Here is a 22,899-nt window from a genome sequence, read left to right as displayed (position 1 = left end):
TGGAAGTTATAAGAGCGGCGCATTTACACGGAGAACTTACACGGGTTATCTGGTTAATAACACATCGAGTGTGCACTAAAATAATGAAAATTTTGTGACACTGCCTCATAACGGCGCAATAAAAACGTTTCGCTAATTAAATGCAGATTATCCGGCTATTAATTAAGCAGCGATACTATGCTAATTCGAGCCATAATATATCCGTCGTAAATTAAACTCACCAATCGTAGGCTAATAACAATAACAAATCGTTATAGATTGCCCAACATGGCGCGCAGGGAAGTCATCGACCAGAGGAACACGGGGAGACACATCGGGAAAGGGCATCGGATTTCGTCCGGCAGCCTATCACAGGCTGCCCGGAATCGTCATACAACGAGATTACCGCTCTGCGACCAGGCGAATAAAATCATCTTCGTTATTGTCTTCTACTGCTTCATTTTTTGGTGCTTCTTCTTCTTTTTTCTCTGGCTCACTTGCCTCACACAACCGACGCAACAGCGCATTCTGACGCTTTTGCTGATCGAGCAGTGATTCAAGGAGTTCGATTTGCTCATTAGTACGTGAGCTGGCGCGGTTCACAAAAAACCACAAAACCAGACCGACTAATAGCAGAAGGAAGGATAACGCCAGAGAAACCAGATTTAATGCCCCAGAACTTACAAGATCACTCATTTTACCACCTCAAAAGGAACGATCTATTCTACCACTCACACTACGGAAGGAAATCGCTGCCAGTAAAAATGTTTTACCAGGGTATAAACCTGTTGATACTGCAAATACCGCTGAAAAATTGAACGTCCTGATCGCACATTACGTTGATCATTTGCGTCCACAGCAGTAAGCAAGCAGCAATCACGAGTATCAATAATACCCACCGAAACTTTTTCACTCCACTCTCCGCATGACTTCTTATTCAGATGCAACCAAGTTAGCATGCTAACCTTAAACCGCGGCTAACTGTAATAGCATCTTGCACTTTTAGGAATCATAGACTTGTGTCAATCGGTTATCGAAGTAACGTAGTATTGATGAAACAAATAATAGAAGAGGAATTCTTATGCGCCTGTTTATCAGAACCGTCATCTTTTTGGTTATCGTCGGCATTGGCGTTCTCCTGAGCGGATACGGCGTACTGGCAGGCAGCCAGAAGACCGCCGGAGGCTTAGGGTTACAGTGCAAGTATCTGACGGCTCAGGGATTCAGTACTGCGTTTTACCTGCACGGTGACAACGGCATCGTTGGCCGCTCAAGCTGCCCACTGCTGCGTAAAAGCACCAGCGTCATCGATGAAGGCTAAAAAAGATGAAAAAAAAGCCCGGTCATCGCCGGGCTTTTTATTGTCAGACTCAGAATGGGTAATCGTTATAGCCCATCTGCTCTGAAATTTTACGTGCTGCCGTATGCAGCATCTCCACATACTCATGCAGACGCTCTTCAGAAAAGCGCAGCGTTGGGAAAGAGATACTCAACCCAGCGATGACCACGCCAAAGCGGTCAAATACCGGTACGCCGATACAACGCAGCCCTTCTTCCTGCTCTTCGTTATCTTCCCCATACCCTTGCTTACGCACCTGTTCAAGCACGGTGATCAGCTCATCAGTATTGGCAATGGTGCGGTCGGTGCTGCACTTATATTCAACGCCTTCGAGGATCTGACGCACTTCGTCAGTTTCACGCCAGGCCAGCAGCACTTTACCAATTGCCGTACTGTACAACGGGTTACGGCGACCTACGCGAGAGTACATGCGCAGGTTGTACATGGAATCAATCTTATGGATGTAGACGATACTGTCTTCATCCAACGCACCCAGGTGAACCGTTTCTTTAGTCAGACGAGAGAGTTCACGCATCTGAATATCCGCACTGCGGATCAAATCAACGTTCTGTAATGCGCGAGCACCCAACTCAAACAGCTTCAGCGTGAGCGAATACTTTTCGGATTCCCCTTCCTGGGCAACGTACCCCAATGATTTCATGGTCTGCAAAAAGCGATAAACGGTGCTTTTTGACATCATGACGCGCTGCGAAAGTTCAGTAATGCCGATTTCGCGTTCTTCGCCAAGTGCCTGCAGGATACCAAAAACCTTTAGTACCGAAGAGACAGAATCTGGCTGTTTGTCCAAATCCGCTGCTGACATTTATCACCTCATCGCAACTGTTTTATAAATATTAGAACCGGTTTTTATTATAATTTCGCAATCCCTTTGTAGCAATGAAACTTCTGTGACCTGGTTACAAATCTGCGACATTGAAATGATTAATCAATGCTAGAATCATTTTCTGGTTAATAATTTCCGCAAAAACAAGTTTTTCCTCATGACTAGAGCTCTGCTTGATGGTTTGCCTGTGCCCCAGCGCTACGGGGCCATTCTGACGATTGTTATTGGTATTACTATGGCGGTACTCGACGGCGCGATCGCCAACGTTGCCCTGCCGACTATCGCCAGCGACCTTAACGCGTCACCCGCGTCCTCTATCTGGATAGTCAACGCCTATCAGATTGCGATTGTTATCTCTCTGCTCTCCCTCTCCTTCCTCGGCGATATGATTGGCTACCACCGTATCTATAAAGCCGGGTTAATCGTTTTTACCCTCACATCGCTGCTTTGCGCATTGTCGCATTCGCTGGAAATGCTGACCCTTGCCCGAATTGCGCAAGGTTTCGGTGGCGCCGCACTGATGAGCGTGAACACGGCGCTGATTCGCCTGATTTATCCGCAGCGACAGCTAGGACGCGGGATGGGGATTAACTCTTTCGTCGTGGCTGTGTCTTCCGCCGCCGGGCCGACGATTGCCGCCGCCATTTTGTCGCTGGCTTCGTGGCAGTGGCTATTCCTGATTAACGTTCCATTGGGCATTATTGCCTGGCTATTGGCCGTTCGTTTTCTGCCGTCGAACGGTACCCGTAGTCAGACACAGCGTTTTGACTTACCAAGTGCGGTAATGAATGCGCTGACCTTCGGCCTGTTGATTACCGCGCTGAGCAGCTTTGCTCAGGGGCAATCACTGATGCTGGTGAGTGCCGAACTGGTGGCTCTGCTGGTCGTTGGCTTCTTCTTCGTTCGCCGCCAGCTTCAACTGCCGGTGCCGTTGCTGCCCGTTGACCTGCTGCGCATCCCGCTGTTTTCACTTTCCATTTGCACCTCGATTTGCTCCTTCTGCGCCCAGATGCTGGCGATGGTCTCACTGCCCTTCTTTCTGCAAAGCATCGTGGGCCGAACCGAAGTTGAAACCGGTCTGCTGCTGACGCCGTGGCCGTTGGCGACCATGGTGATGGCACCGCTGGCGGGTTATCTGATTGAGCGCGTACATGCGGGATTACTTGGGGCGTTGGGGATGGGCATTATGGCCTGCGGGTTATTTGCGATGGCGATGCTGCCGTCGTCTCCGAGCGATATCGACATTATCTGGCGTATGTTGCTGTGCGGCGCGGGTTTTGGTCTGTTCCAGTCGCCTAACAACCATACCATTATCGCGTCGGCACCACGTCACCGTAGCGGCGGAGCCAGCGGGATGCTAGGGACCGCACGTTTACTGGGGCAAAGTACCGGTGCCGCATTGGTCGCGCTGATGTTCAACGTGTTTGGCAACGGCGGGACTCACGTTTCGCTGCTGCTCGCCGGCACGCTGGCGTTGGTGGCAACGCTATTTAGCGGACTGCGTGTTACCCAACCTCGGGCGCAAAGCTAAAATCCGACCTCGCTAAACGAAATCGGATCAAAAAAAAGCGCCTCATTCGAGGCGCTTTTCTTATTTCATGTATTCGCCGCTACGCAGCGCTTCAATACGTTTATCCAACGGTGGGTGAGTCATGAACATTTCGCTCAGCGACTTCGACTTACCGTTAATACAGAACGCCATCATACTGCTGGCCTCCTGCGGTTCGTAGCTGGTTTTCAGGCGCTGTAGCGCTGCAATCATCTTCTCACGGCCAACCAGTTTTGCTGAACCGGCATCCGCATGGAACTCACGATAGCGCGAGAACCACATGGTGATAATGCTCGCCAGAATACCGAACACCAGCTCGAGCACCATCGAAACCGCAAAATAGATCAGCGGGTTGCCATTCCCCCCCTCTTCGCCTTCGTCACGGTTACCGCCGAGGAAACCGGCCGCAATCTGCGCGATGACGCGGGAGATGAAGATAACGAAGGTGTTCACAATGCCCTGAATCAGGGTCATAGTCACCATGTCACCATTCGCAATATGGCTTATTTCATGGGCGATGACCGCTTCCGCTTCGTCACGACTCATGTTCTGCAGCAAACCGGTACTGACGGCAACCAGCGAGGCGTCACGGCGCGCACCGGTAGCAAAGGCATTAATATCCGGCGCGTGGTACAGCGCAACCTGCGGCATCACAATACCGACCTGCTCCGACTGGCGGGCAACGGTTTGCAGCAACCAACGTTCCTGCTCGTTACGCGGCTGCTCAATCACTTCACCACCGACCGATTTCAGGGCCATCCATTTCGACATCATCAATGAAACAATGGAACCGCCGAAACCAAAAAGCAGCGCCATAATCAACAGACCCGTCATACTGCTCGACTGAATTCCTGTCAGGCTTAGCACTAGCCCAAACACAACCATTACAGCCAGGTTGGTCATCAGGAAGAGCGCGATTCGCATCATAATTTACTTTTAACCTCTTTTTAACAAAACGCACTATGCGATTACCCATATCGTAGGGGCAATACGGCGATTTTCAACGATTACGTGAGGCTAAGTCACCAGAAAGACACAACTTTACATTTTGTAGCATAGTTGTTGACGTGAAGAAGAGAGAGATAAAAAAAACAGGCACAATTGCTTGTGCCTGTTGGGGGTTATTTGCTCGCAGCGGGTTGAGCTGCGGGGCTGGCTTTCTCAAGCCGCGCCAGGTCGACGGCGATATTAACCGTCTCGTCGAGATACGGATCCGGCTCTTTATAGTCTTTCGGCAGATCGTCGAGTTTTTTCAGCGGCGGCTTACCTTCACGCTTATAGCGATCGTTAATCCGCGCCAGGCGCGTCGCATCGTCTTCATTATTCTCTTTCTCACGCTGGGCGTAGTTCAGAGAAGCGATATTGCGTTTATCCTTCAGCGAATTGAAGTGGGCAATGTCTTTGGCGATGTACTGGAACTCGGGATCTTTCACGATACGTTCATCGTGCAGCTTCAGCAGTTGAGGTTCGAATGGCGCCATGTCACCAGACGTCACGTAAGTGGCAGCATTAACGCTGTCCCACGGCAGTGCGTTGTCTTCGAACTTCTCACCGGTTTCGGTCTCTTCTTTGCCGGTTGGCATCAGAATATCCGGCGTCACGCCCTTACGCTGCGTACTGCCACCGTTGATACGGTAGAACTTCTGAATGGTGTACTGGACTGAGCCCAGCGCTGGCCATTCAGGACGCAGCATCTGATCGTAGATACGGTTCAGTGAACGATACTGCTGCACCGTGCCTTTACCAAAGGTCGGTTCACCAACGATCAGCGCACGGCCATAATCCTGCATCGCGGCGGCAAAGATCTCTGATGCCGAAGCGCTGAAGCGGTCAACCAGAACCACCAGCGGACCCTTGTAATAAACCACGCCGTCGGTATCGCTATCTTCGCGAACTTTGCCGTTGTTATCACGCACCTGCACTACCGGACCGGACGGAATGAACAGACCGGAAAGCGAAACCGCTTCGGTCAATGCCCCACCGCCGTTGCTGCGCAGGTCGATAATCACGCTGCTGACGTTCTGTTTTTCCAGCTTCTGCAGCTGAACCTTCACGTCCTCAGTCAGGCCCACGTAGAAGCCTGGGATATCCAGTACGCCGACTTTTTCTTTGCCAACGCTTTTAACCGACATTTTCACCGCGCGGTCTTCGAGACGAATACGCTCGCGGGTCAAGGTGACGATACGCGTTTTAGAACCTTTACCAGCAGGAAGAACTTCCAGGCGCACTTTGCTGCCCTTCGGCCCTTTGATCAGCGCGACTACGTCGTCAAGACGCCAGCCAATCACATCCACCATGCCTTTACCGGTCTGGCCTACGCCGACAATGCGATCGCCTACGCTAATCGCTTTGCTTTTGGCCGCCGGGCCGCCTGCTACCATGGAATTAATGACGGTGTAGTCATCATCCATTTGCAGCACCGCGCCAATACCTTCCAGAGACAGGCTCATTTCAGTATTAAACTGTTCGGTGTTACGCGGAGACAGATAGTTGGTGTGCGGATCGATTTCACGGGCGAAGGAGGTCATCGCCAGCGAGAATACGTCTTCGCTGTTAGTTTGCGCCAGGCGACGAATCGCGAATTTATAGCGCCGTGCCAGCGTGTCATGAATTTCTTTGTCGTCTTTACCGGCCAGCTTCAGGCTCAGCTGATCGTACTTAACCTTGCTGTCCCACAGCGCATTCAGCTCGGCCTGATCTTTTGGCCACGGCGCTTTTGAGCGGTCGAGGTTAAAGGTATCGTTGCCGGTGAAGTCCATCGGACGCTCAAGCACCTTCAGCGCATACTCATAGCGCTCAAAGCGGCGTTTTTGCGCCAGGTTGTAGAGATCGTAGAAGACATCTAATTTGCCCGAACGAAGCTCGTCGCCAATCTGCCCTTTTTTCGCGGAAAATTGCTCAACGTCGCTGGCCAGCAGCACGTTGTGGCTGTAATCCAGCAGGTTCAGATAGCGATTGAAAATTTTGGCTGAAAAAGCCTCATCGAGATCGAACTGGCGATAATGAGAACGGGTAAAGCGCGATGTTACGCGCTCGCTCACCGTGGCGTGTTGCGTCTCTTCCTTAAGGATAGGAAGTTGATCAACACGGGTAATATCATCAACCGCTACGGCCTGGCCTGTTATTAATAACAGACCAGCAAGCGCGGAGAGCCTAAAGAATTTGTTCATGCCTGGCCCGGCCTCCGTTTCAGAACACCAGGTGTTCTGCGCGTACAATCATTGACAGACCCGAAGTAAGCTGCACGCGAACGCCATCTTTGGTGATTTCCAGAATCGTGGCGTCCATCGCGCTGTTGCCCGCTTTAACTTTCAGTGCTTGCCCAACGGTCAACGCAGACAAATCAGATACTGGAGTCAGCTTCTCTTCACGCACTTCGCGGACAACTTTCGCAGCAGGTTTCGCCGTAGTGGCTGCGCGCGGCTTACGCTCGGCCCCTTCTTTACGGCGCACTGGCGGACGTGGTTTACGCTCACGACGTGGCGCATCAACCGGCTCACCTGCAGCAATCGCTGCTTCGCGTTTTTTAGCCTGCTGTTCAGCACGTTGAGCCTGAACGCGAGCTTTGGCTTCTTCAAGCTGCTGGCGGGCATGTGCCACGTGCTGCTCGTCCAGCTCTCCGCAAGGATTGCCGTCGAGATCGACGCGGACTGCACCGGCTTTAATACCATAAAGGTAACGCCAGCTTGAAGTATAAAGACGTAATGCGGAACGCAGTTGAGTTTTGCTGAGGTTCATTTCCCCTTCAACACGCTCGACGAGATCCTGAAAAATACCGACCTTCAGGGGGCGAGCTTCACCTTCCGCGCTGAAACACTGCGGGAAACGTTCGGCCAAAAATGCGATAACTTCTTTACTGCTATTCAACTTAGGTTGATTTTCCATGAAATTTCCTGATTACAACGGACGTAGCCAACAAGCCGCAGGCATGAACAGGCGACATTATAATGACGTCATCCGTAAATGCTACGTTATCCGTTGATTATCCTGCGACGGGTGCAAAGAATTTTTGATAATCGGTGGCTTCAAGCACTTTTTGAAGGTGGCCGACCAGTTCAGTCAGGCCCACTTCGTCCTCTTCGCTAAAACGAGAGAACACCGTGCTATCGATATCCAGCACGCCAAGAGCCTGGCCGTTAACCTGAAGCGGCAGCACAATTTCCGCATTGCTGGATGCATCGCAGGCAATATGGCCATCAAAAGCGTGGACATCTTCGACGCGCTGCACGCGATTTTCGGCAATGGCCGTCCCGCAGACGCCGCGACCGACAGGGATGCGCACACAGGCAATTTTTCCCTGGAACGGCCCCAGAACTAATGTTTCACCTTCCAGCAGATAAAATCCCGCCCAGTTTACATCAGACAGGCGCTCATACAGCAGCGCGCTGGTATTGGAGATTACGGCTAAAAAACTTGTTTCACCTGCCATCAATGCCTGAAAATCGCGGTTAAGATCCGCGTAAAATTCTGTTTTGGTCATTATTCAATCACTATTGTTTGCGATGTTACTGATTCGTTACTCACTCTACAGCCTTATAAAATACGCATTAAGTGCGTTTGAGCTCAAGATGAATCCATACTTAGGTTAAGATAGAGTTATACATTCATTTATCAATGTAATAAATGGCACTGACAACTTCACGTATAACACCGACGAAAAAAATACGTATTCACGCCGTTGGCGCACCGTTACCGTGGGCACATTACCAACGTTGCCCGCAGTGCGATACGCTTTTTCGGTTACCGGTCGTAAAATCATCACAAAGCGCCTACTGCCCGCGCTGTAACGCCAAAGTTCGCGAAGGGCGCGACTGGTCGCTAACCCGTCTTGGCGCGATGGCAGTTACTATGCTGCTGTTAATGCCTTTTGCCTGGAGCGAACCGCTGCTGCGGCTGCACCTGCTTGGCGTGCGGATTGACGCCAGCCTGCTGGCCGGTATCTGGCAAATGACCGATCAGGGCCATCCGGTCACGGCTGCGATGGTATTTTTCTGCGCCGTTGCCGCGCCCGCGGTACTGGTGCTGGCTATCGCCTATCTGTGGCTGGGTAATATTCTAGGCATGAATCTCCGCCCCGTCTTGTTGATGCTCGATAAACTTAAAGAGTGGGTGATGCTGGACATCTACCTCGTCGGCATCGCCGTGGCGTCAATCAAAGTTCAGGATTATGCCTTTTTGCAGCCCGGCCTCGGCCTGCTGGCATTTATCGTCTTAGTGGTGCTCAGTATTCTGACGCTTATTCATCTGAATATTGAGCAATTGTGGGAGCGTTTTTATCCTCAGCGCCCCGCGACACGCCCGGACGCAAACCTGCGCGTTTGCCTTGAGTGCCATTACACCGGTTTTGCCGACGTTCGCGGTCGCTGTCGCCGCTGTCACACGCCGCTGCGCTATCGCCGTCGTCAGAGCCTACAGAAAAGCTGGGCGGCGTTGGTCGCCTCAATCATCTTTATTTTCCCAGCTAACCTGCTGCCGATTTCCATCATCTATGTTAACGGCGGCCGTCAGGAGGACACGATCCTTTCGGGGATCATGTCACTTGCCAGCAGTAATGTTGCGGTGGCGGCGGTCGTGTTCATCGCCAGTATTCTGGTGCCCTTCACCAAAATTATCGTCATGCTGACCCTGCTTATCAGCATTCGTTTTAAATGTCAGCATGGTTTACGTACGCGTATCCTGTTGCTGCGGTTCGTCACCTGGATTGGCCGCTGGTCAATGCTGGATCTGTTTGTGATTTCATTAACCATGTCGCTCATCAATCGCGATCAGCTTCTCGCTTTCACGATGGGTCCCGCTGCGTTTTATTTTGGCGCTGCGGTAATATTAACTATTCTTGCTGTTGAATGGCTGGACAGCCGCTTACTTTGGGACGCACATGAGTCAGGAAACGCCCGCTTCACAGACTGAGGCGCGAATTAAAACGAAACGTCGCATTTCTCCGTTTTGGCTACTGCCGGTCATCGCGCTGATGATAGCCGGCTGGCTTATCTGGAATAGCTACGAAGACAGGGGCACTACCATTACCATCGACTTTATGTCGGCGGACGGGATTGTTCCTGGGCGGACGCCCGTGCGCTTCCAGGGGGTTGAGGTCGGAACGGTGCAGGATATTCGCCTGGCCCGTGACCGCAGCAAGATTGAGGTCCGCGCCAGTATTAAAAGCGATATGGAAGATGCGTTACGCGACGACACCCAGTTCTGGCTGGTGACGCCGAAAGCGTCGCTTGCCGGGGTTTCCGGCCTTGATGCACTGGTGGGCGGTAACTATATCGGCATGATGCCCGGCAAAGGCGAACCGCGCGATCGTTTTACCGCACTCGATACCCAGCCAAAATACCGGCTGAATAACGGCGAACTGATGATTCACCTGCACGCGGCCGATTTAGGCTCGCTGAGCAGCGGATCGCTGGTCTATTTCCGTAAAATTCCGGTTGGCCGCGTTTATGATTACGCGATCAATCCGAATAACCAGGGCGTCACTATCGATGTGCTGGTTGAACGTCGCTTTACCAATCTGGTAAAAAAAGGCAGCCGTTTCTGGAACGTTTCCGGCGTTAAAGCCGATGTCGGCTTAAGCGGCGCCAAAGTACAGCTGGAAAGCCTATCGGCGCTGGTCAATGGCGCGATTGCCTTTGACTCACCGTCGGATTCTAAAGCGGCCGAGCAGAACGATGAGTACGGGCTATATGAAGATCTGGCGCACAGCCAGCGCGGCGTGATTATCCAGCTCCAGCTTCCAAGCGGTGACGGGCTGAAAGCCGGTTCCACGCCAATGCTCTATCAGGGGCTGGAAGTTGGCCAGCTCACCAAACTCACGCTCAATCCTGATGGCTCGGTGACCGGCGAAATGACCGTCGATCCGAGCGTGGTTACGCTGCTGCGTGAAAAAACGCGCATCGAGCTACATCAACCTAAACTGACGCTCGATAACCCTAACCTCAGCATGCTGTTGACCGGCAGCACCTTCGAACTGGTCCCTGGCGAGGGTGAGCCGAAAGACCGCTTTGCGGTGCTGGCAGCCGATAAAACGCTGCTGCAACAACCCGGCGTGATGACGCTAACGCTGACGGCGCCGGAGAGCTATGGCATCGACGGCGGTCAGCCTATTATGCTACATGGGGTCAAAATTGGTCAGGTTCTCCAGCGTACGCTGAGCGTAAAAGGGATTGAGTTCGCTATCGCCATCGATCCGCAATATCGTGATTTAGTACACGGCGACAGTAAGTTTGTTGTCAACAGCAAAATGGACGTCAAAGTCGGCATTGATGGCGTGGAATTCCTCGGTGCCAGCGCTAATGAGTGGCTGAGCGGCGGCATCCGCATTCTGCCGGGTGAAAAAGGCCCGATGAAGGCCAGCTACCCGCTGTACGCCAATCTGGAGAAAGCGCAGGAAAACAACCTGAGTGATTACCCTACTACCACCTTGATGCTGACCGCTGAAACGCTGCCGGATATCCAGACCGGTTCCGTCGTGCTGTACCGCAAGTTTGAAGTGGGTGAAATCACCGCCGTCCAGCCGCGCGCCAATGCCTTTGATATTGCCGTGCACATTAAGCCGGAATATCGCTCGCTGCTGACGCCAAACAGCGTTTTCTGGGCCGAAGGCGGTGCAAAAGTGCAGCTTAACGGCAGCGGGTTAACGGTTCAGGCTTCCCCGCTCTCTCGGGCGCTCAAAGGCGCGGTCAGCTTCGATAACATTAACCAGGCCAGCAACGGCAGCCGCAAAGGCGACAAGCGAGTGCTGTTCCCGTCAGAAACCGCCGCGCGAGCCATCGGTGGACAGATAACCCTGCACGCTTTTGACGCCGATAAACTCTCCGCCGGTATGCCTATTCGCTATTTAGGCATCGACATCGGACAGGTACAAAATCTTGAGCTGAATGCTTCACGCAATGAAGTCCAGGCCAGCGCCGTGCTCTATCCGGAATACGTCAGCACCTTCGCCCGTCGCGGCACGCGCTTCTCGGTGATTACACCGCAGATTTCGGCGGCAGGCGTTGAGCATCTTGATACGCTGCTCCAGCCGTACGTCAACGTCGAGCCAGGGCACGGAGAAATGCGTCGTGACTTTGAACTGCAGGAAGCGACTATCTCTGACTCGCGCTATCTGAACGGTTTGAATATTGTGGTCGAAGCGCCGGAAGCTGGTTCGATGAACATCGGTACTCCGGTTCTGTTCCGCGGTCTGGAAGTCGGTACGGTCACGGCCCTGCATCTGGGCAGCCTCTCTGACCGCGTGATGATCGAAATGCGTATTGGCCAGCGCTATCAGCACCTGGTTCGCAACAACTCGGTCTTCTGGCTGGCATCGGGCTACAGCCTCGACTTTGGCCTGATTGGCGGCGTGGTGAAAACCGGCACCTTTAATCAGTTCATTCGCGGCGGCATCGCCTTCGCCACACCGCCGGGAACGCCGCTGGCACCAAAAGCACAGGAAGGAAAACACTTCTTGTTGTTGGAGTCTGAACCCAAAGAATGGCGTGAATGGGGCACTGCCCTGCCACGTTAAATCCCTGCGCGCCGGTGCCCGTCACCGGCGCGTTTTATGGTAGACTGCGCGCTCTTTATCTCCTTGTGGTATTCGCCAGTGGCTCAAAACTCTGTCTATTTTCCCGATGAATTCCTCGCGCAGATGCGTGAGGCCATGCCTGCTCATCTCGACTTTGATGATTTTCTCGATGCCTGTCAGCGCCCGTTGCGCCGCAGCCTGCGTGTCAACACGCTAAAAATAACGGTCGATGATTTCCTCGCGCTAGTTGCGCCGTACGGCTGGCAGCTAACGCCGGTCCCATGGTGCGCGGAAGGTTTCTGGATTGAAAGGGAAGATGAGGAAGCGCTGCCGCTGGGCAGTACCGCAGAACATTTAAGCGGCCTGTTTTATATTCAGGAAGCCAGTTCAATGCTGCCGGTTGCCGCATTATTTGCCGACGGCGTGCAACCCGAACGCGTGATGGACGTTGCCGCCGCTCCGGGTTCCAAGACCACCCAGATTGCCGCCCGAATGGATAACCGCGGCATGCTGCTGGCCAATGAATTTTCCGCCAGTCGCGTCAAAGTGCTGCATGCCAATATCAGTCGTTGTGGGATAACCAATACCGCGCTCACCCATTTCGATGGTCGCGTCTTCGGCGCTGCGCTGCCGGAATGCTTTGATGCCATTTTGCTGGATGCACCCTGCTCCGGTGAAGGCGTAGTACGTAAAGACGCCGACGCGCTGAAAAACTGGTCTCCGGCCAGCAACCTTGAGATCGCCGCAACGCAACGCGAACTTATCGACAGCGCTTTCCACGCGCTGTGCCCCGGTGGAACGCTGGTCTATTCTACCTGTACGCTTAATCGCGATGAAAATGAGTCGGTCATTGACTGGCTACTGTCTCGCTACCCGGATGCAGTGGAGATCGTGCCGCTGGGTGAACTGTTCCCGAGCGCCAGTAAGGCACTGACACCGGAAGGTTTTTTGCATGTATTCCCGCAGATTTACGACTGTGAAGGCTTCTTTGTTGCTCGTCTGCGCAAAACGGCTGCTATAGAGCCGCTACCGACGCCGGGCTATAAAGTCGGTAAATTCCCGTTTTTCCCAATGAAGACCCGCGAATCCGCCGAGGTGGCCAGCGCGGCTGGTAAAGTGGGTATCGAATGGGATGAATCGCTCACCCTATGGCAACGCGATAAAGAGATCTGGCTATTCCCAACGGAAATTGAGCCGCTGCTGGGTAAAGTACGCTTCTCGCGTATCGGCCTAAAACTTGCAGAGACGCACAACAAAGGCTTCCGCTGGCAGCATGAAGCGGTTATTGCGCTGGCTAAAACCGACAAGTTAGGACATGAGCTAACGCTGGAGGAGGCGCAGGAGTGGTATCGTGGTCGTGATGTATATCCACAGCAATCCCCTGCTTCCGATGATGTGATTGTCACCTTCCAGGGCTTTCCTCTGGGGTTGGCGAAGCGCATTATTTCACGCCTGAAGAATAGCTATCCGCGCGAACTGGTCCGCGATGGTAAGCTGTTTGGTAACAGGTCGGAGTAGCGAATAAAAAAAACGCATTATTTTACTGGCGTAAATCTCTGCGTTGACTACGCTGAAATAGGTGCGACCAACTGGTCGTACCACGACAGGTCAGCTGATTAACGGAGAGCATTATGAGTAAAACCAGCGTACGCATCGGCGCATTTGAAATTGATGATGCCGTACTGCACGCCGAGCAGTTTGGCGAGCGAACGTTAAGTATCCCTTGTAAGTCCGACCCTGATTTATGTATGCAGCTAGACGCCTGGGACGCTGACACCAGCATCCCGGCACTTCTTGATGGCGAGCGTTCTGTTCTCTATCGTAAGCACTACGATCAACCTTCCGATGCCTGGGTTATGCGGCTTGTCTAACCCAAAAAGAACCCGCCTATCGGCGGGTTATTTATTTGGCGTGCGGGACGACCTTATATAAGGATGATTCTCCCCGTGGTCGCGTTTTAAAACGACGGTGCACCCACAAATATTGCTCTGGCGCACGTAAAATCTCACGCTCAATAATTTTGTTCATATAGCTCGCCGCTGAAATCTCATCACCGCTAGGGTAATCAGTCATCGCCTCGCTAATATGCAGGGTGTAGCCTTTCTTATTCGGCTTACGCACCATGGTCACTGTCAGCATTGCCGCACCGGACAAACGTGACAGCACATTCGTACCATTAGTAGTTGCCGCTTCACTCACGGAGAAGAACGGCGCGAATACACTACCTTTTGGACCGTAGTCCTGGTCTGGTGCAAACCAAACGGCTTCCCCGGCTTTCAACGCCTGAACTAAACCGCGCAGGTTGCGGCGATCGATCATCGCTTTATTGGAGCGCAGTCGGCCCGTCGTCTGTACCCACTCCATTAAAGGATCGTTGTGCGGGCGATAGGTCGCCATCATCGGACGGCACAACCCCATAGCGCGGCCGCCCAATTCCAGTGACATAAAGTGAACGCCGACGACCATCACGCCGCGCTGTTCTTTCAGCGCGTTGATCAGATTGTCGTAGCCTTCAACGTCAAACCATTTTTTAACTCTTGCATCGCTCCAGAACCAGGCCATACCGGTTTCGATAAGCCCCATACCGAGCGACATAAAATTTTGCTCAATCAGCTTTTCCCGTTCAGCAGCGTCCATGTTGGGGAAACAGAGTTCGATGTTGCGTGTAGCAATCTGCTCACGACGCTTTAAAAAACGGCGTGATGCTTTACCTACGGAAGTGCCAAGAGTGTGCAATAGCGGGTAAGGGAGTTGTACCACTAGCCATAATAGAGCCAGAGCGAACCACTTCATCGCGTTGCGCGGATGAAGCAGGCGGGTATCAAAATTTTTGAACATCATTAATTCCAGTAACGTGGAGCACAGGTATCGCGTAAGGGAAATCGAATCCGTTCATCTGTCTTACGCGGTACGTATAAGTGTTCGACAGTACTACGTTCGACTAATTCCCCGCCCGGACGCTTATTTACAAAACATCGCGGAAACAGAGAAAGGTGTGGCGTGGCAGGCTGTGGCTGAACTCGCCGCAAGCATGCACCTTTTCGTATTAAAAAAATAGGGTTTTTTAATAACGTTACAAAATAATTCAGCGGATAGTTTGCTTTGTTATAATTAGCTGGGTACTGGTTAGTTAAAGCTAATGATAGATATCAATCACTAGCTTTAATCTGGCTTCAAAAGCATCACGTTAAGATTGCCTTGGTGATGACTACTGATGGGCTTTGTTTACCGCCGTGATTCTGTAAGAAAAAGGCGCGATTTTTGAAATCTGAAGCAGATCACCAACGTTAATATTGTTATCGTCAAGGAACTTCGTAACCACAAATCTCGACCGGCTTCTGAATATTTTTTTAGTGGAATCAATGTCATCTTCAATTACCGGGCCATAACCATATTGTATATTTGCCAGCCGCGGCGCTCTAAACAGTTTGCTTTTCCCTCCCAGAATCGAAGGTTCAAACAAGCCCATCACTTCGGTGAGTAAAATGTAAGTACGTTGTTTATTAGTGCTTAATGGAAAAATGCGGGTTTGCATAGTCGTCTCCTGTAATGTGGATACCACTATTTTTCCAACCGAACTTAGGCTTTTCAATAACTATAATCATCTAATAATCAAATAGTTAAAACCATAAAATGCAAACCTGTTAAATCTATTGATTAAAAACGGGGTCGGTTGATGCCTACGCGCGCCTCTAGGCTGTTGCGGATAAGTGCTACGTCAATTTGCCGATTATTGATTGTCCTCGTCCACCAGCGCCAGTAGCATGCGAGCACCATCGACTGTGCACTATCAGATCATCCCACAGACGTGCGATGCTTCAGGCTGCCACCTTTTGCAACAGTTATCGTCGCCATATTGATCCCATAAAAAAGCCACCCGTAGGTGGCTCATCATATTAAAAACTATTAACTGTGATTTTCACAACCCGGTAATGATTTATCGATGATTAAATTACCTTCAGCCCGAACGCCAATTTTGCCGAAGAGGAAGGAATGGTTCAGCTGAGTGATAACCAGATTACTCAATCCAACAGCGCATTTATCTTTCTCAATAGCTTTATCAATTGCTGTTTTCATGTTTGGGATTCCTAGTGGGAAAATAACCACCGGATAGGAATCTTCAGCAGTAACTCGGGGGCCAGTGACAAATTTATTACCGTTGATGTTGTAGTTTTTGGTACTACCAACAGTCAAATCAGCAACACGAATAGAACAGCCAGTGAGTAACAAAGCCCCAAGAGCGACAACTAAAATTTTTTTCATTAAGATCATCCTTTGATTGTAATCAGATTTATCCTAACACAGCAAAGATACAAATTTTTACATTACTAGCTTTCTTGTTGATATTACTCAAGTTCGACACCCGTATTCGTGTTTGGCTTAAATGTCTTCGGCCACGTCTCCAACACTGAAGATACCCCTGCTAATCTCACGTTCACCATACAACAGCGCAATAGGGTTTCGTTACACTGGCAAAACGCTTCTTCATGGGGATGTTGCTTATGGAGGCATTACTAACATCGGAGTGTGTTAATCAACTGGGAGCAGGTCAGGGGATTAGAAAAAACAGCGAGGACGGAAGCATAAACCTGGATAGTCTGACGAAGGGTTTTGTGAAGGCGAGAAATTTGTCAGGAAGAGAATTTACCGACAACCCACCATCGTTTCATGAGATCCGAAGTCTGGCAGGCAGAATGTATGAAGTGGAATGTGGAAAGGAATTTGTTCAACGTCTGTTTGGCCACAAGTCAGAAATAATGGCCGCCAAGTATTTTGACAGCAGAAAAAAAGAGTTCGTGATGATCTGATTTCTGTGTGTAAATGAATTGTGAATGCCAAAAACGGTGTGGTATAACAAAGAAAGCCCGAATATTGAAATTCGGACATTTTTCGGACATTTTCGGACATAGAGCCGTAAGTGACTGAAATTAAAGCTGGATAAAAAGAGACCGAATACGATTCCTGTATTCGGTCCAGGGAAATGGCTCTTGGGATAGAGCCGTGCGCTAAAAGTTGGCATTAATGCAGGCTCAATCGCCATGCTTTATAAGAATAGATGACCGTGACAGGTTTTCCAGTCCGCAGACTCTGTGAGCGGAAAATTTTCGTCGATTAAACGGCATATAATAAAAAAACCGCAATCATTCATCAGGAATGGCTGCGGTTTTTTATTGCTTATTAAGCCGTTATGCTATGAATCAGCACAGCTTCTCTGCGCGCTCGATAAACGGCGCCAGGCTCATTTTCACGCCGGGCTGCTTAGGGTCGTCAACCTGAATGATGCTCAGCGGCTGCGCTTGGGTCTTACCCGCTTTTACCTGCTCCTCGGCAATATCATTTAACGGATACTGAACCAAAGTACTTGGATTGATGACGTACAGCGCGTTACCTGCGCGGCAGGTCAACATCACCTCTTCACGGTTAAACGCCCACTTTTCCTTACCCACCTCAAAGCGGCTGACGGTAATAATTTGCGCCGCCAGCGCGGAGCCAGAGACCGTTAATAACAACAAAGAGAGAATGATTTTTTTCATGGTTTCGCCATTTCATCAAAAGGGTTCCCAGGTGGCGAATACGCTCACGCACGCCAGCACCAGAGCCCCCAAAATAATTTCAGCCTGCGTGGTGCGAAGAAAAAGCCGTTGAACCCGTGAATCGGTCGCCGACATTCTTGGCACCAATAGGTAACGGTTTGCCAACGCCACCACGACCATCAGCCCTACCAACCCACACTTCATCCACAGCGCCAGGCCATAAGCCGTCGCGGTCGTTAAGCCGCCCTGAATGAGCCACGCATTGACCAGCCCCGTGGCTATCACCCCCGCAACGGCGAGATGACCGTAACGGGAATAACGCATCATCGTGGAGATGGCCAGCTTACGCCAACGACCGTTTGCCAAACGCAAACAGTAAAGGAACGGCACTAACCCGCCGACCCATGCCGCCGCACAAAGCAGGTGCAATGCATGATTAATGCGCTGCAAGGCGCCCAGCGCGCCGTCAGACATTGCGGCGTGCCCGACTCCGGCCAGCAGGATAAACTGTGCGACGCAGAGAAGCAAAAGCCGTCGCATCATCTGCCTTGGCTGCACCCACAGAATGCCGAGCGTGACCCAGGCCAACACGATTTGCCATAGCCATACGCTGCCAAACTGCGTTTGTAGCACCGCTTGCCAGATCTCCGGTCTCCAGGTATCTGACCAACCCTCGCCCATCAAGCCGCCCTGCACCATCAGCATCAACATCGCCGAAAGCGCGCCTAAAACCAGGGAGCCGCGAAGCAGAGATGAGAAACGCTGAATCAGCAGGCGGCGTAGCGCAGATGGTGCCCACCAGCCCGCATAAAGCGTGCAGCCAAACGCCACCATCAGCGAGGCAAAGTGGATAAAGCGGAGTCCGATATACAGTGCGTTCAGCATGGTTACTTCACGCTAAACTGGTACTGACCTTTGGTTTTGTGTCCATCAACCGATACCACGTGCCACTCGACGGTATACAGGCCCGATGCCAGCGTCTCGGTCAATGGAACGATAAGCTGGGCTTTATCGCTGTCGCTGCGCGCCGCTTTGCCAGTATTGATAGACTTCCCGTCTGCACCTTTTAACGTTATGCCACTAAAATTCGCCTCAATGCCTTCAGAGAAGGTCAGCGTCAAGGCTGTAGGCGCGGGGCTGACTTCCGCATCCGCCGCCGGTGTCTGTTGCTGCAAGTGGGCATGTGCCCATACCGGCGTCGTAGCAAAAGCGCTTAGCAGGAACAGCGTGGCGAAGAGTGCGCGAGGCGTGGTGAATTTCATTTCCATCATTCCTTTTTGTTATCAATCTAAATCAAAGAATAACGCTGTATAATGAACGAGTCGAGATGAGGGCCCTTCGGACTTGCCATTTTGCGAGACTCTTAGTAACTTTTGCGCCGGTATTCTAAGGAGAAAAAATCATGCAAACCAATCTGGCTACCCTGCCGCAAGACGAAATGGACAAAGTGAACGTTGATTTGGCCGCCGCGGGTGTGGCATTCAAAGAACGCTACAATATGCCGATTGTGGCAGAAGTGGTGGAGCGCGAACAACCTGAGCACCTGCGCAACTGGTTTCGCGAGCGACTGATCGCGCATCGCTTAGCCTCCGTCAATCTTTCTCGTCTGCCGTACGAGCCAAAATCCAAGTAATCATTACCCTTGGTGACATTTTCTTACATAGAATCAAGTACTATTACGCAGAATAAAAGCCCAATTCAACGTGTTGAAGGATGCAACTATGCTGACATGGACTATTGCTGCGGCGCAATATGCGCCTCGTAAGGGTGATGTTGCGGAAAATATCACTCACCATCTGCGATTTATCGACGCCGCCGCCGAGCAGGCATGTAAGGTTCTTATCTTCCCGGAGCTATCGCTCACCGGCCCCGTCGACGATCACCCGCTGCCCGCGCCACCGTGCGACGCTGAACTACAACCGCTTTGCGACGCCGCCCAGCGTCATCAGATGACCATCATCGCCGGGCTGCCGATGGACACAAACGGTACGCGGATTAAGGGCATCGTGATTTTCAATCCACACAGCGTTCACCCTACCAAGCACCAACAGGGTCATGGGACCTGCCTTGCGCCGGAGTCCGACCAAATTAGCGTGTTTGAACTAAGCCATGAGGGCTGCGGCCTCTCTTCTCAGGCATCGCTTATGGCGACGGTCAGCTCAATGGCTGAGCCCCAACAGCAGCGAACCACCGAACGCTTGCAGCGCTTTGCACATAAATATTCAATTGCCGTCTTAAAATCCAATTACGCCAACGGCACTTTTTCCGGCGGCAGCGCGCTATGGGATGAAAACGGCCAGCTAATCGTGCGAGCTGACGGCGGCGAACTACTGTTAACCGGCAGAAAAAGCGCCCAGGGTTGGCAAGGCGAGATCATTCCTTTACGCTAGTCGTTTTTGGCCGGGAGTTCGCCATGCTGCGCGTAATTGATACCGAAACCTGCGACTTACAGGGAGGCGTTGTTGAGATTGCCTCCGTCGATGTTGTTGACGGTAAAATAGTTAATCCTATGAGCCATTTGGTTCGCCCCGATCGCCCTATCAGCGCGCAGGCGATGGCCATCCACCGCATTACCGAAGAGATGGTGGCCGATAAGCCGTGGATTGAAGAGGTCGTACCGTTCTATCAGGGCAGTCCATGGTACGTCGCCCATAACGCCAGCTTCGACCGCCGCGTCTTGCCGGAAATGGATGGCGAATGGATCTGCACCATGAAGATGGCGCGTCGTTTATGGCCGGGGATTAAATACAGCAATATGGCGCTGTATAAGTCGCGTAAGCTGAGCGTCGTCACGCCATCCGGCCTGCACCATCACCGCGCCCTGTACGACTGTTACATCACCGCCGCGCTGTTGATTGATATCATGCAGGTCTCCGGCTGGAGCGCCGAACAGATGGTTGACGTCACCGGGCGTCCGGCGCTGCTACGCACCTTTACCTTCGGCAAATATCGTGGGCAAGAGGTGGCGGAAATCGCCAAAGACGATCCGGGCTACCTGCGCTGGCTGTTCAACAACCTCGATCGCATGAGCCCGGAATTACGGCTGACGTTAAAACACTATCTTGAAAAGTAGCTAGCGTTCCGTTTGTCCTGGCAGCGTCCCCTGCGCCAGGGCAATCAGGAAGGCGTATTCCAGCGCCACGCCCTCGTAACTTTTGTAACGCCCTGACTTCCCGCCATGCCCGGAATCCATATCGGTACACAGTAGCAGAAGGTTGTCATCGACCTTCTGTTCGCGCAGCTTAGCGACCCATTTTGCCGGTTCCCAATACTGCACCTGTGAATCGTGCAGGCCGGTGGTCACCAGAAGATGCGGATACGCCTGCGGCCTGACATTGTCATATGGGCTGTAGGACTTCATATAGTGATAGTAGTCCTCATCCTCCGGGTTGCCCCACTCCTCAAATTCCCCGGTGGTCAGCGGAATTGATTCATCGAGCATGGTGGTGACGACATCGACAAACGGCACCTGCGCCACCACGCCGTGAAGCAGTTCAGGACGTTCGTTAATCACTGTCCCCATCAGCATGCCTCCAGCGCTGCCCCCCATGCCGTAGCACAAGGTTGGGTTCCCGTACCCCTGTTCCAGCAACGCATCGCAAACATCAATGTAATCGTTGAAGGTATTTTTCTTTTTCAGGAATTTACCGTCTTCGTACCACTGCTGCCCCAACTCTCCCCCGCCGCGAATATGCGCGATAGCAAAGACGAAGCCACGGTCCAGCAGACTCAGGCGGCTACTGCTAAAGTCGGCATCCATACTGGCGCCATAGGATCCATAGCCGTACACCAGCAGCGGATTTTTACCACGGCGGAAATGTTCCTGCCGATAGACCAACGACACCGGCACCTGAGCGCCATCACGGGCAGTTACCCATAAACGCTCACTGCGATAGCGACTGGCGGCAAAGCCTTTCACTTCCTGCTGTTTAAGTACCTGCCGCTCGCCGCTGTCCATATTCAGCTCAAACAGCGTATCCGGCGTGGTCATCGACGAATAGCCGTAACGCAGACAGGCCGTTTCGGGTTCCGGGTTATAGGCAATCCACGTGACGTACGTTGGATCATCGAAAGCAATCTGCGTTTCCCGCTGGCTGTGGCGGTGGATTTGCCGTAGTCGAATCAAGCCATGTTCGCGCTCTTCAACCACCAGCCAGTCACGGAACAGGGTGAAATCTTCCAGCATGACCGCGTCACGCGGGGCAATCAGCGTTTGCCATGCATGCTCATCCCAGCTATCACTGCGGTATAAACCGAAGTTCTTGCCATCGCGGTTGGAGCGCAGATAGAACTGCTGCTGATAGTGGTCGATGCTGTATTCGTGATCTTTACGGCGCGGTAAATAGGACTGCGGCTGGGCATCTGATTTGTCTGCATCAAGCAGCAGCATTTCGCTGGTCGTCGCGCTGGAGAGCGCAATCACCACATATTTACGCGATGAGGTTTTGTGCAGGCTGACATAAAACGCGTCGTCCGCCTCTTCATAGATCAACTCGTCCTGGACCGTTGGCGTTCCAATATGATGACGCCACACCTGCCACGGCAGCAGCGTGACGGGATGCTGGCGCACATAATAGAGCGTGCGTGAATCGTTGGCCCAGACTACGCCCGGCGAAACGCCCTCAATCACTTCCGGTAGCCAGGTTTCATTTTGCAGATGGCGAATGCGCAGGCCGTACTGACGGCGCGAGAGAAAATCTTCCGTCACCGCCAGCAGGTTATTATCAGGGGCCACATTTAGCCCGCCCAGCGTATAAAACTCACTGTGGGCGGCGCGTTTGTTTTCATCAATCAGTAATGACCAGGCTTCTTCGCCCAGCGCCTGGCGCTGGTAAATCGCGTACTCGCGGCCCGGTTCATAGACCTGACGATAGCGATAGCCGTTTTTGATATACGGTGCTGATACCTCTTTTGGCGGTATGCGGTCAATAATCTCTTTTAATACGCGATCCTGCAGGCTGCGCTGCGATGACATAGCCTCGCGCCCGTAGGCATTCTCCTGCTGCAAATAGTCAAGCACCGCGGGCTGGGATCGCGAATCATCCCGAAGCCAGTAGTAATTATCAACGCGCGTATCACCATGCAAGGTCATGGTGTGGGGTATCCGTTTTGCTTTAGGTGGCATCTCATTATTCTTCTGTATTA

The 22,899-nt window shown here is 52.1% G+C and carries 24 protein-coding genes; 10 read left to right on the top strand and 14 right to left on the bottom strand.

All coding sequences use genetic code 11. The annotated features are described in order from the left end of the window. Nucleotides 1-381: 381 nt before the first annotated feature. Together ABOC97_RS19615 and mgrB are read right to left on the bottom strand one after the other, a co-directional pair. The gene (locus ABOC97_RS19615; RefSeq protein ID WP_349601020.1) at nt 382-675 is read right to left on the bottom strand and encodes a YebO family protein; all 294 of its coding nucleotides are present in this window, start codon (nt 673-675) and stop codon (nt 382-384) included. 73 nt (nt 676-748) lie between these two features. Further along, on the bottom strand, nt 749-892 hold the full coding sequence (gene mgrB, locus ABOC97_RS19610) for a PhoP/PhoQ regulatory lipoprotein MgrB (protein ID WP_035891646.1): 144 nt from the start codon (nt 890-892) through the stop codon (nt 749-751). 168 nt (nt 893-1,060) lie between these two features. Here mgrB and ABOC97_RS19605 point away from each other — a divergent pair, with 168 nt between their 5' ends. Further along, a complete protein-coding gene (locus ABOC97_RS19605) occupies nt 1,061-1,300 on the top strand; it encodes a YobH family protein (RefSeq protein ID WP_234502798.1) in 240 nt (79 codons plus the stop codon). Between the two features lie 49 nt (nt 1,301-1,349). Here ABOC97_RS19605 and kdgR read toward each other — a convergent pair whose 3' ends face one another. After that, nucleotides 1,350-2,141, bottom strand: a complete 792-nt coding sequence (gene kdgR, locus ABOC97_RS19600) for a DNA-binding transcriptional regulator KdgR (RefSeq protein ID WP_234502796.1) — start codon at nt 2,139-2,141, stop codon at nt 1,350-1,352. Nucleotides 2,142-2,319: 178 nt separating this feature from the next. Here kdgR and ABOC97_RS19595 point away from each other — a divergent pair, with 178 nt between their 5' ends. Further along, nucleotides 2,320-3,693: an MFS transporter gene (locus ABOC97_RS19595; protein ID WP_349601015.1), complete on the top strand. Its 1,374-nt coding sequence runs from the start codon at nt 2,320-2,322 to the stop codon at nt 3,691-3,693. A gap of 60 nt (nt 3,694-3,753) precedes the next feature. On the opposite strand, the gene htpX is transcribed toward ABOC97_RS19595, so the two are convergent. From htpX to ABOC97_RS19575, 4 genes are all read right to left on the bottom strand, one after another. After that, nucleotides 3,754-4,638: a protease HtpX gene (gene htpX / locus ABOC97_RS19590; RefSeq protein WP_349601013.1), complete on the bottom strand. Its 885-nt coding sequence runs from the start codon at nt 4,636-4,638 to the stop codon at nt 3,754-3,756. A gap of 194 nt (nt 4,639-4,832) precedes the next feature. Further along, nucleotides 4,833-6,881, bottom strand: a complete 2,049-nt coding sequence (prc, locus tag ABOC97_RS19585; RefSeq protein ID WP_349601010.1) for a carboxy terminal-processing peptidase — start codon at nt 6,879-6,881, stop codon at nt 4,833-4,835. Between the two features lie 19 nt (nt 6,882-6,900). Continuing rightward, a complete protein-coding gene (gene proQ / locus ABOC97_RS19580; RefSeq protein WP_349601007.1) occupies nt 6,901-7,596 on the bottom strand; it encodes an RNA chaperone ProQ in 696 nt (231 codons plus the stop codon). Nucleotides 7,597-7,693: 97 nt separating this feature from the next. Further along, on the bottom strand, nt 7,694-8,191 hold the full coding sequence (locus tag ABOC97_RS19575) for a GAF domain-containing protein (protein ID WP_234502785.1): 498 nt from the start codon (nt 8,189-8,191) through the stop codon (nt 7,694-7,696). Between the two features lie 143 nt (nt 8,192-8,334). Here ABOC97_RS19575 and yebS point away from each other — a divergent pair, with 143 nt between their 5' ends. The 4 genes from yebS to ABOC97_RS19555 all read left to right on the top strand — a co-directional run bounded on the left by yebS (nt 8,335) and on the right by ABOC97_RS19555 (nt 14,091). Further along, nucleotides 8,335-9,618 carry a membrane integrity lipid transport subunit YebS gene (yebS, locus tag ABOC97_RS19570; RefSeq protein WP_349601004.1) on the top strand — a complete coding sequence of 428 codons (1,284 nt, stop codon included), beginning with the start codon at nt 8,335-8,337 and terminating at the stop codon, nt 9,616-9,618. Beyond that, nucleotides 9,587-12,220, top strand: a complete 2,634-nt coding sequence (locus ABOC97_RS19565; RefSeq protein WP_349601001.1) for a PqiB family protein — start codon at nt 9,587-9,589, stop codon at nt 12,218-12,220. The genes yebS and ABOC97_RS19565 overlap by 32 nt, the downstream gene beginning before the upstream one ends. A 78-nt stretch (nt 12,221-12,298) precedes the next feature. Then, nucleotides 12,299-13,738 carry a 16S rRNA (cytosine(1407)-C(5))-methyltransferase RsmF gene (gene rsmF / locus ABOC97_RS19560; protein WP_349600998.1) on the top strand — a complete coding sequence of 480 codons (1,440 nt, stop codon included), beginning with the start codon at nt 12,299-12,301 and terminating at the stop codon, nt 13,736-13,738. A 113-nt stretch (nt 13,739-13,851) separates the two neighbouring features. Beyond that, entirely contained in the window at nt 13,852-14,091 is a 240-nt protein-coding gene (locus ABOC97_RS19555) for a YebV family protein (protein WP_234502780.1), read from the top strand. A 31-nt stretch (nt 14,092-14,122) separates the two neighbouring features. Here ABOC97_RS19555 and lpxP read toward each other — a convergent pair whose 3' ends face one another. The 3 genes from lpxP to ABOC97_RS19540 all read right to left on the bottom strand — a co-directional run bounded on the left by lpxP (nt 14,123) and on the right by ABOC97_RS19540 (nt 16,483). Continuing rightward, nucleotides 14,123-15,058 (bottom strand): kdo(2)-lipid IV(A) palmitoleoyltransferase, encoded by a 936-nt coding sequence (lpxP, locus tag ABOC97_RS19550; RefSeq protein WP_234502819.1) that lies wholly within the window; start codon nt 15,056-15,058, stop codon nt 14,123-14,125. 370 nt (nt 15,059-15,428) lie between these two features. After that, nucleotides 15,429-15,755 carry a hypothetical protein gene (locus ABOC97_RS19545; RefSeq protein ID WP_349600994.1) on the bottom strand — a complete coding sequence of 109 codons (327 nt, stop codon included), beginning with the start codon at nt 15,753-15,755 and terminating at the stop codon, nt 15,429-15,431. A gap of 371 nt (nt 15,756-16,126) precedes the next feature. Beyond that, nucleotides 16,127-16,483, bottom strand: a complete 357-nt coding sequence (locus tag ABOC97_RS19540) for a lipoprotein (protein ID WP_349600991.1) — start codon at nt 16,481-16,483, stop codon at nt 16,127-16,129. A 239-nt stretch (nt 16,484-16,722) separates the two neighbouring features. Here ABOC97_RS19540 and ABOC97_RS19535 point away from each other — a divergent pair, with 239 nt between their 5' ends. Continuing rightward, nucleotides 16,723-17,028, top strand: a complete 306-nt coding sequence (locus tag ABOC97_RS19535; protein ID WP_459253831.1) for a tyrosine-type recombinase/integrase — start codon at nt 16,723-16,725, stop codon at nt 17,026-17,028. A 390-nt stretch (nt 17,029-17,418) separates the two neighbouring features. Here ABOC97_RS19535 and ABOC97_RS19530 read toward each other — a convergent pair whose 3' ends face one another. Genes ABOC97_RS19530 through yobA form a run of 3 tightly spaced genes read right to left on the bottom strand, consistent with a single transcriptional unit; the run spans nt 17,419 to nt 19,016 of the window. Beyond that, entirely contained in the window at nt 17,419-17,754 is a 336-nt protein-coding gene (locus ABOC97_RS19530) for a YebY family protein (protein ID WP_234502778.1), read from the bottom strand. A 15-nt stretch (nt 17,755-17,769) separates the two neighbouring features. Continuing rightward, nucleotides 17,770-18,639 carry a copper homeostasis membrane protein CopD gene (gene copD / locus ABOC97_RS19525; protein WP_349600987.1) on the bottom strand — a complete coding sequence of 290 codons (870 nt, stop codon included), beginning with the start codon at nt 18,637-18,639 and terminating at the stop codon, nt 17,770-17,772. A 2-nt stretch (nt 18,640-18,641) separates the two neighbouring features. After that, nucleotides 18,642-19,016 carry a CopC domain-containing protein YobA gene (yobA, locus tag ABOC97_RS19520; RefSeq protein ID WP_349600984.1) on the bottom strand — a complete coding sequence of 125 codons (375 nt, stop codon included), beginning with the start codon at nt 19,014-19,016 and terminating at the stop codon, nt 18,642-18,644. Between the two features lie 140 nt (nt 19,017-19,156). Between yobA and ABOC97_RS19515 the strand changes: the two genes are divergently transcribed. The 3 genes from ABOC97_RS19515 to exoX all read left to right on the top strand — a co-directional run bounded on the left by ABOC97_RS19515 (nt 19,157) and on the right by exoX (nt 20,827). Further along, complete coding sequence (locus ABOC97_RS19515; RefSeq protein ID WP_234502775.1) at nt 19,157-19,387, top strand: DNA polymerase III subunit theta; 231 nt, start codon at nt 19,157-19,159, stop codon at nt 19,385-19,387. 88 nt (nt 19,388-19,475) lie between these two features. After that, complete coding sequence (locus tag ABOC97_RS19510) at nt 19,476-20,144, top strand: carbon-nitrogen hydrolase family protein (RefSeq protein WP_234502773.1); 669 nt, start codon at nt 19,476-19,478, stop codon at nt 20,142-20,144. Between the two features lie 23 nt (nt 20,145-20,167). Further along, the gene (gene exoX, locus ABOC97_RS19505) at nt 20,168-20,827 is read left to right on the top strand and encodes an exodeoxyribonuclease X (RefSeq protein WP_349600979.1); all 660 of its coding nucleotides are present in this window, start codon (nt 20,168-20,170) and stop codon (nt 20,825-20,827) included. Here exoX and ptrB read toward each other — a convergent pair whose 3' ends face one another. Then, a complete protein-coding gene (gene ptrB / locus ABOC97_RS19500; protein WP_349600976.1) occupies nt 20,828-22,879 on the bottom strand; it encodes an oligopeptidase B in 2,052 nt (683 codons plus the stop codon). It lies immediately after the preceding gene. Nucleotides 22,880-22,899 lie beyond the last annotated feature (20 nt).

Source organism: Kluyvera huaxiensis, from assembly GCF_040149365.1.
Classification (GTDB): domain Bacteria; phylum Pseudomonadota; class Gammaproteobacteria; order Enterobacterales; family Enterobacteriaceae; genus Kluyvera; species Kluyvera intermedia_A.
This window is presented reverse-complemented; position numbering and strand designations above follow the sequence as displayed.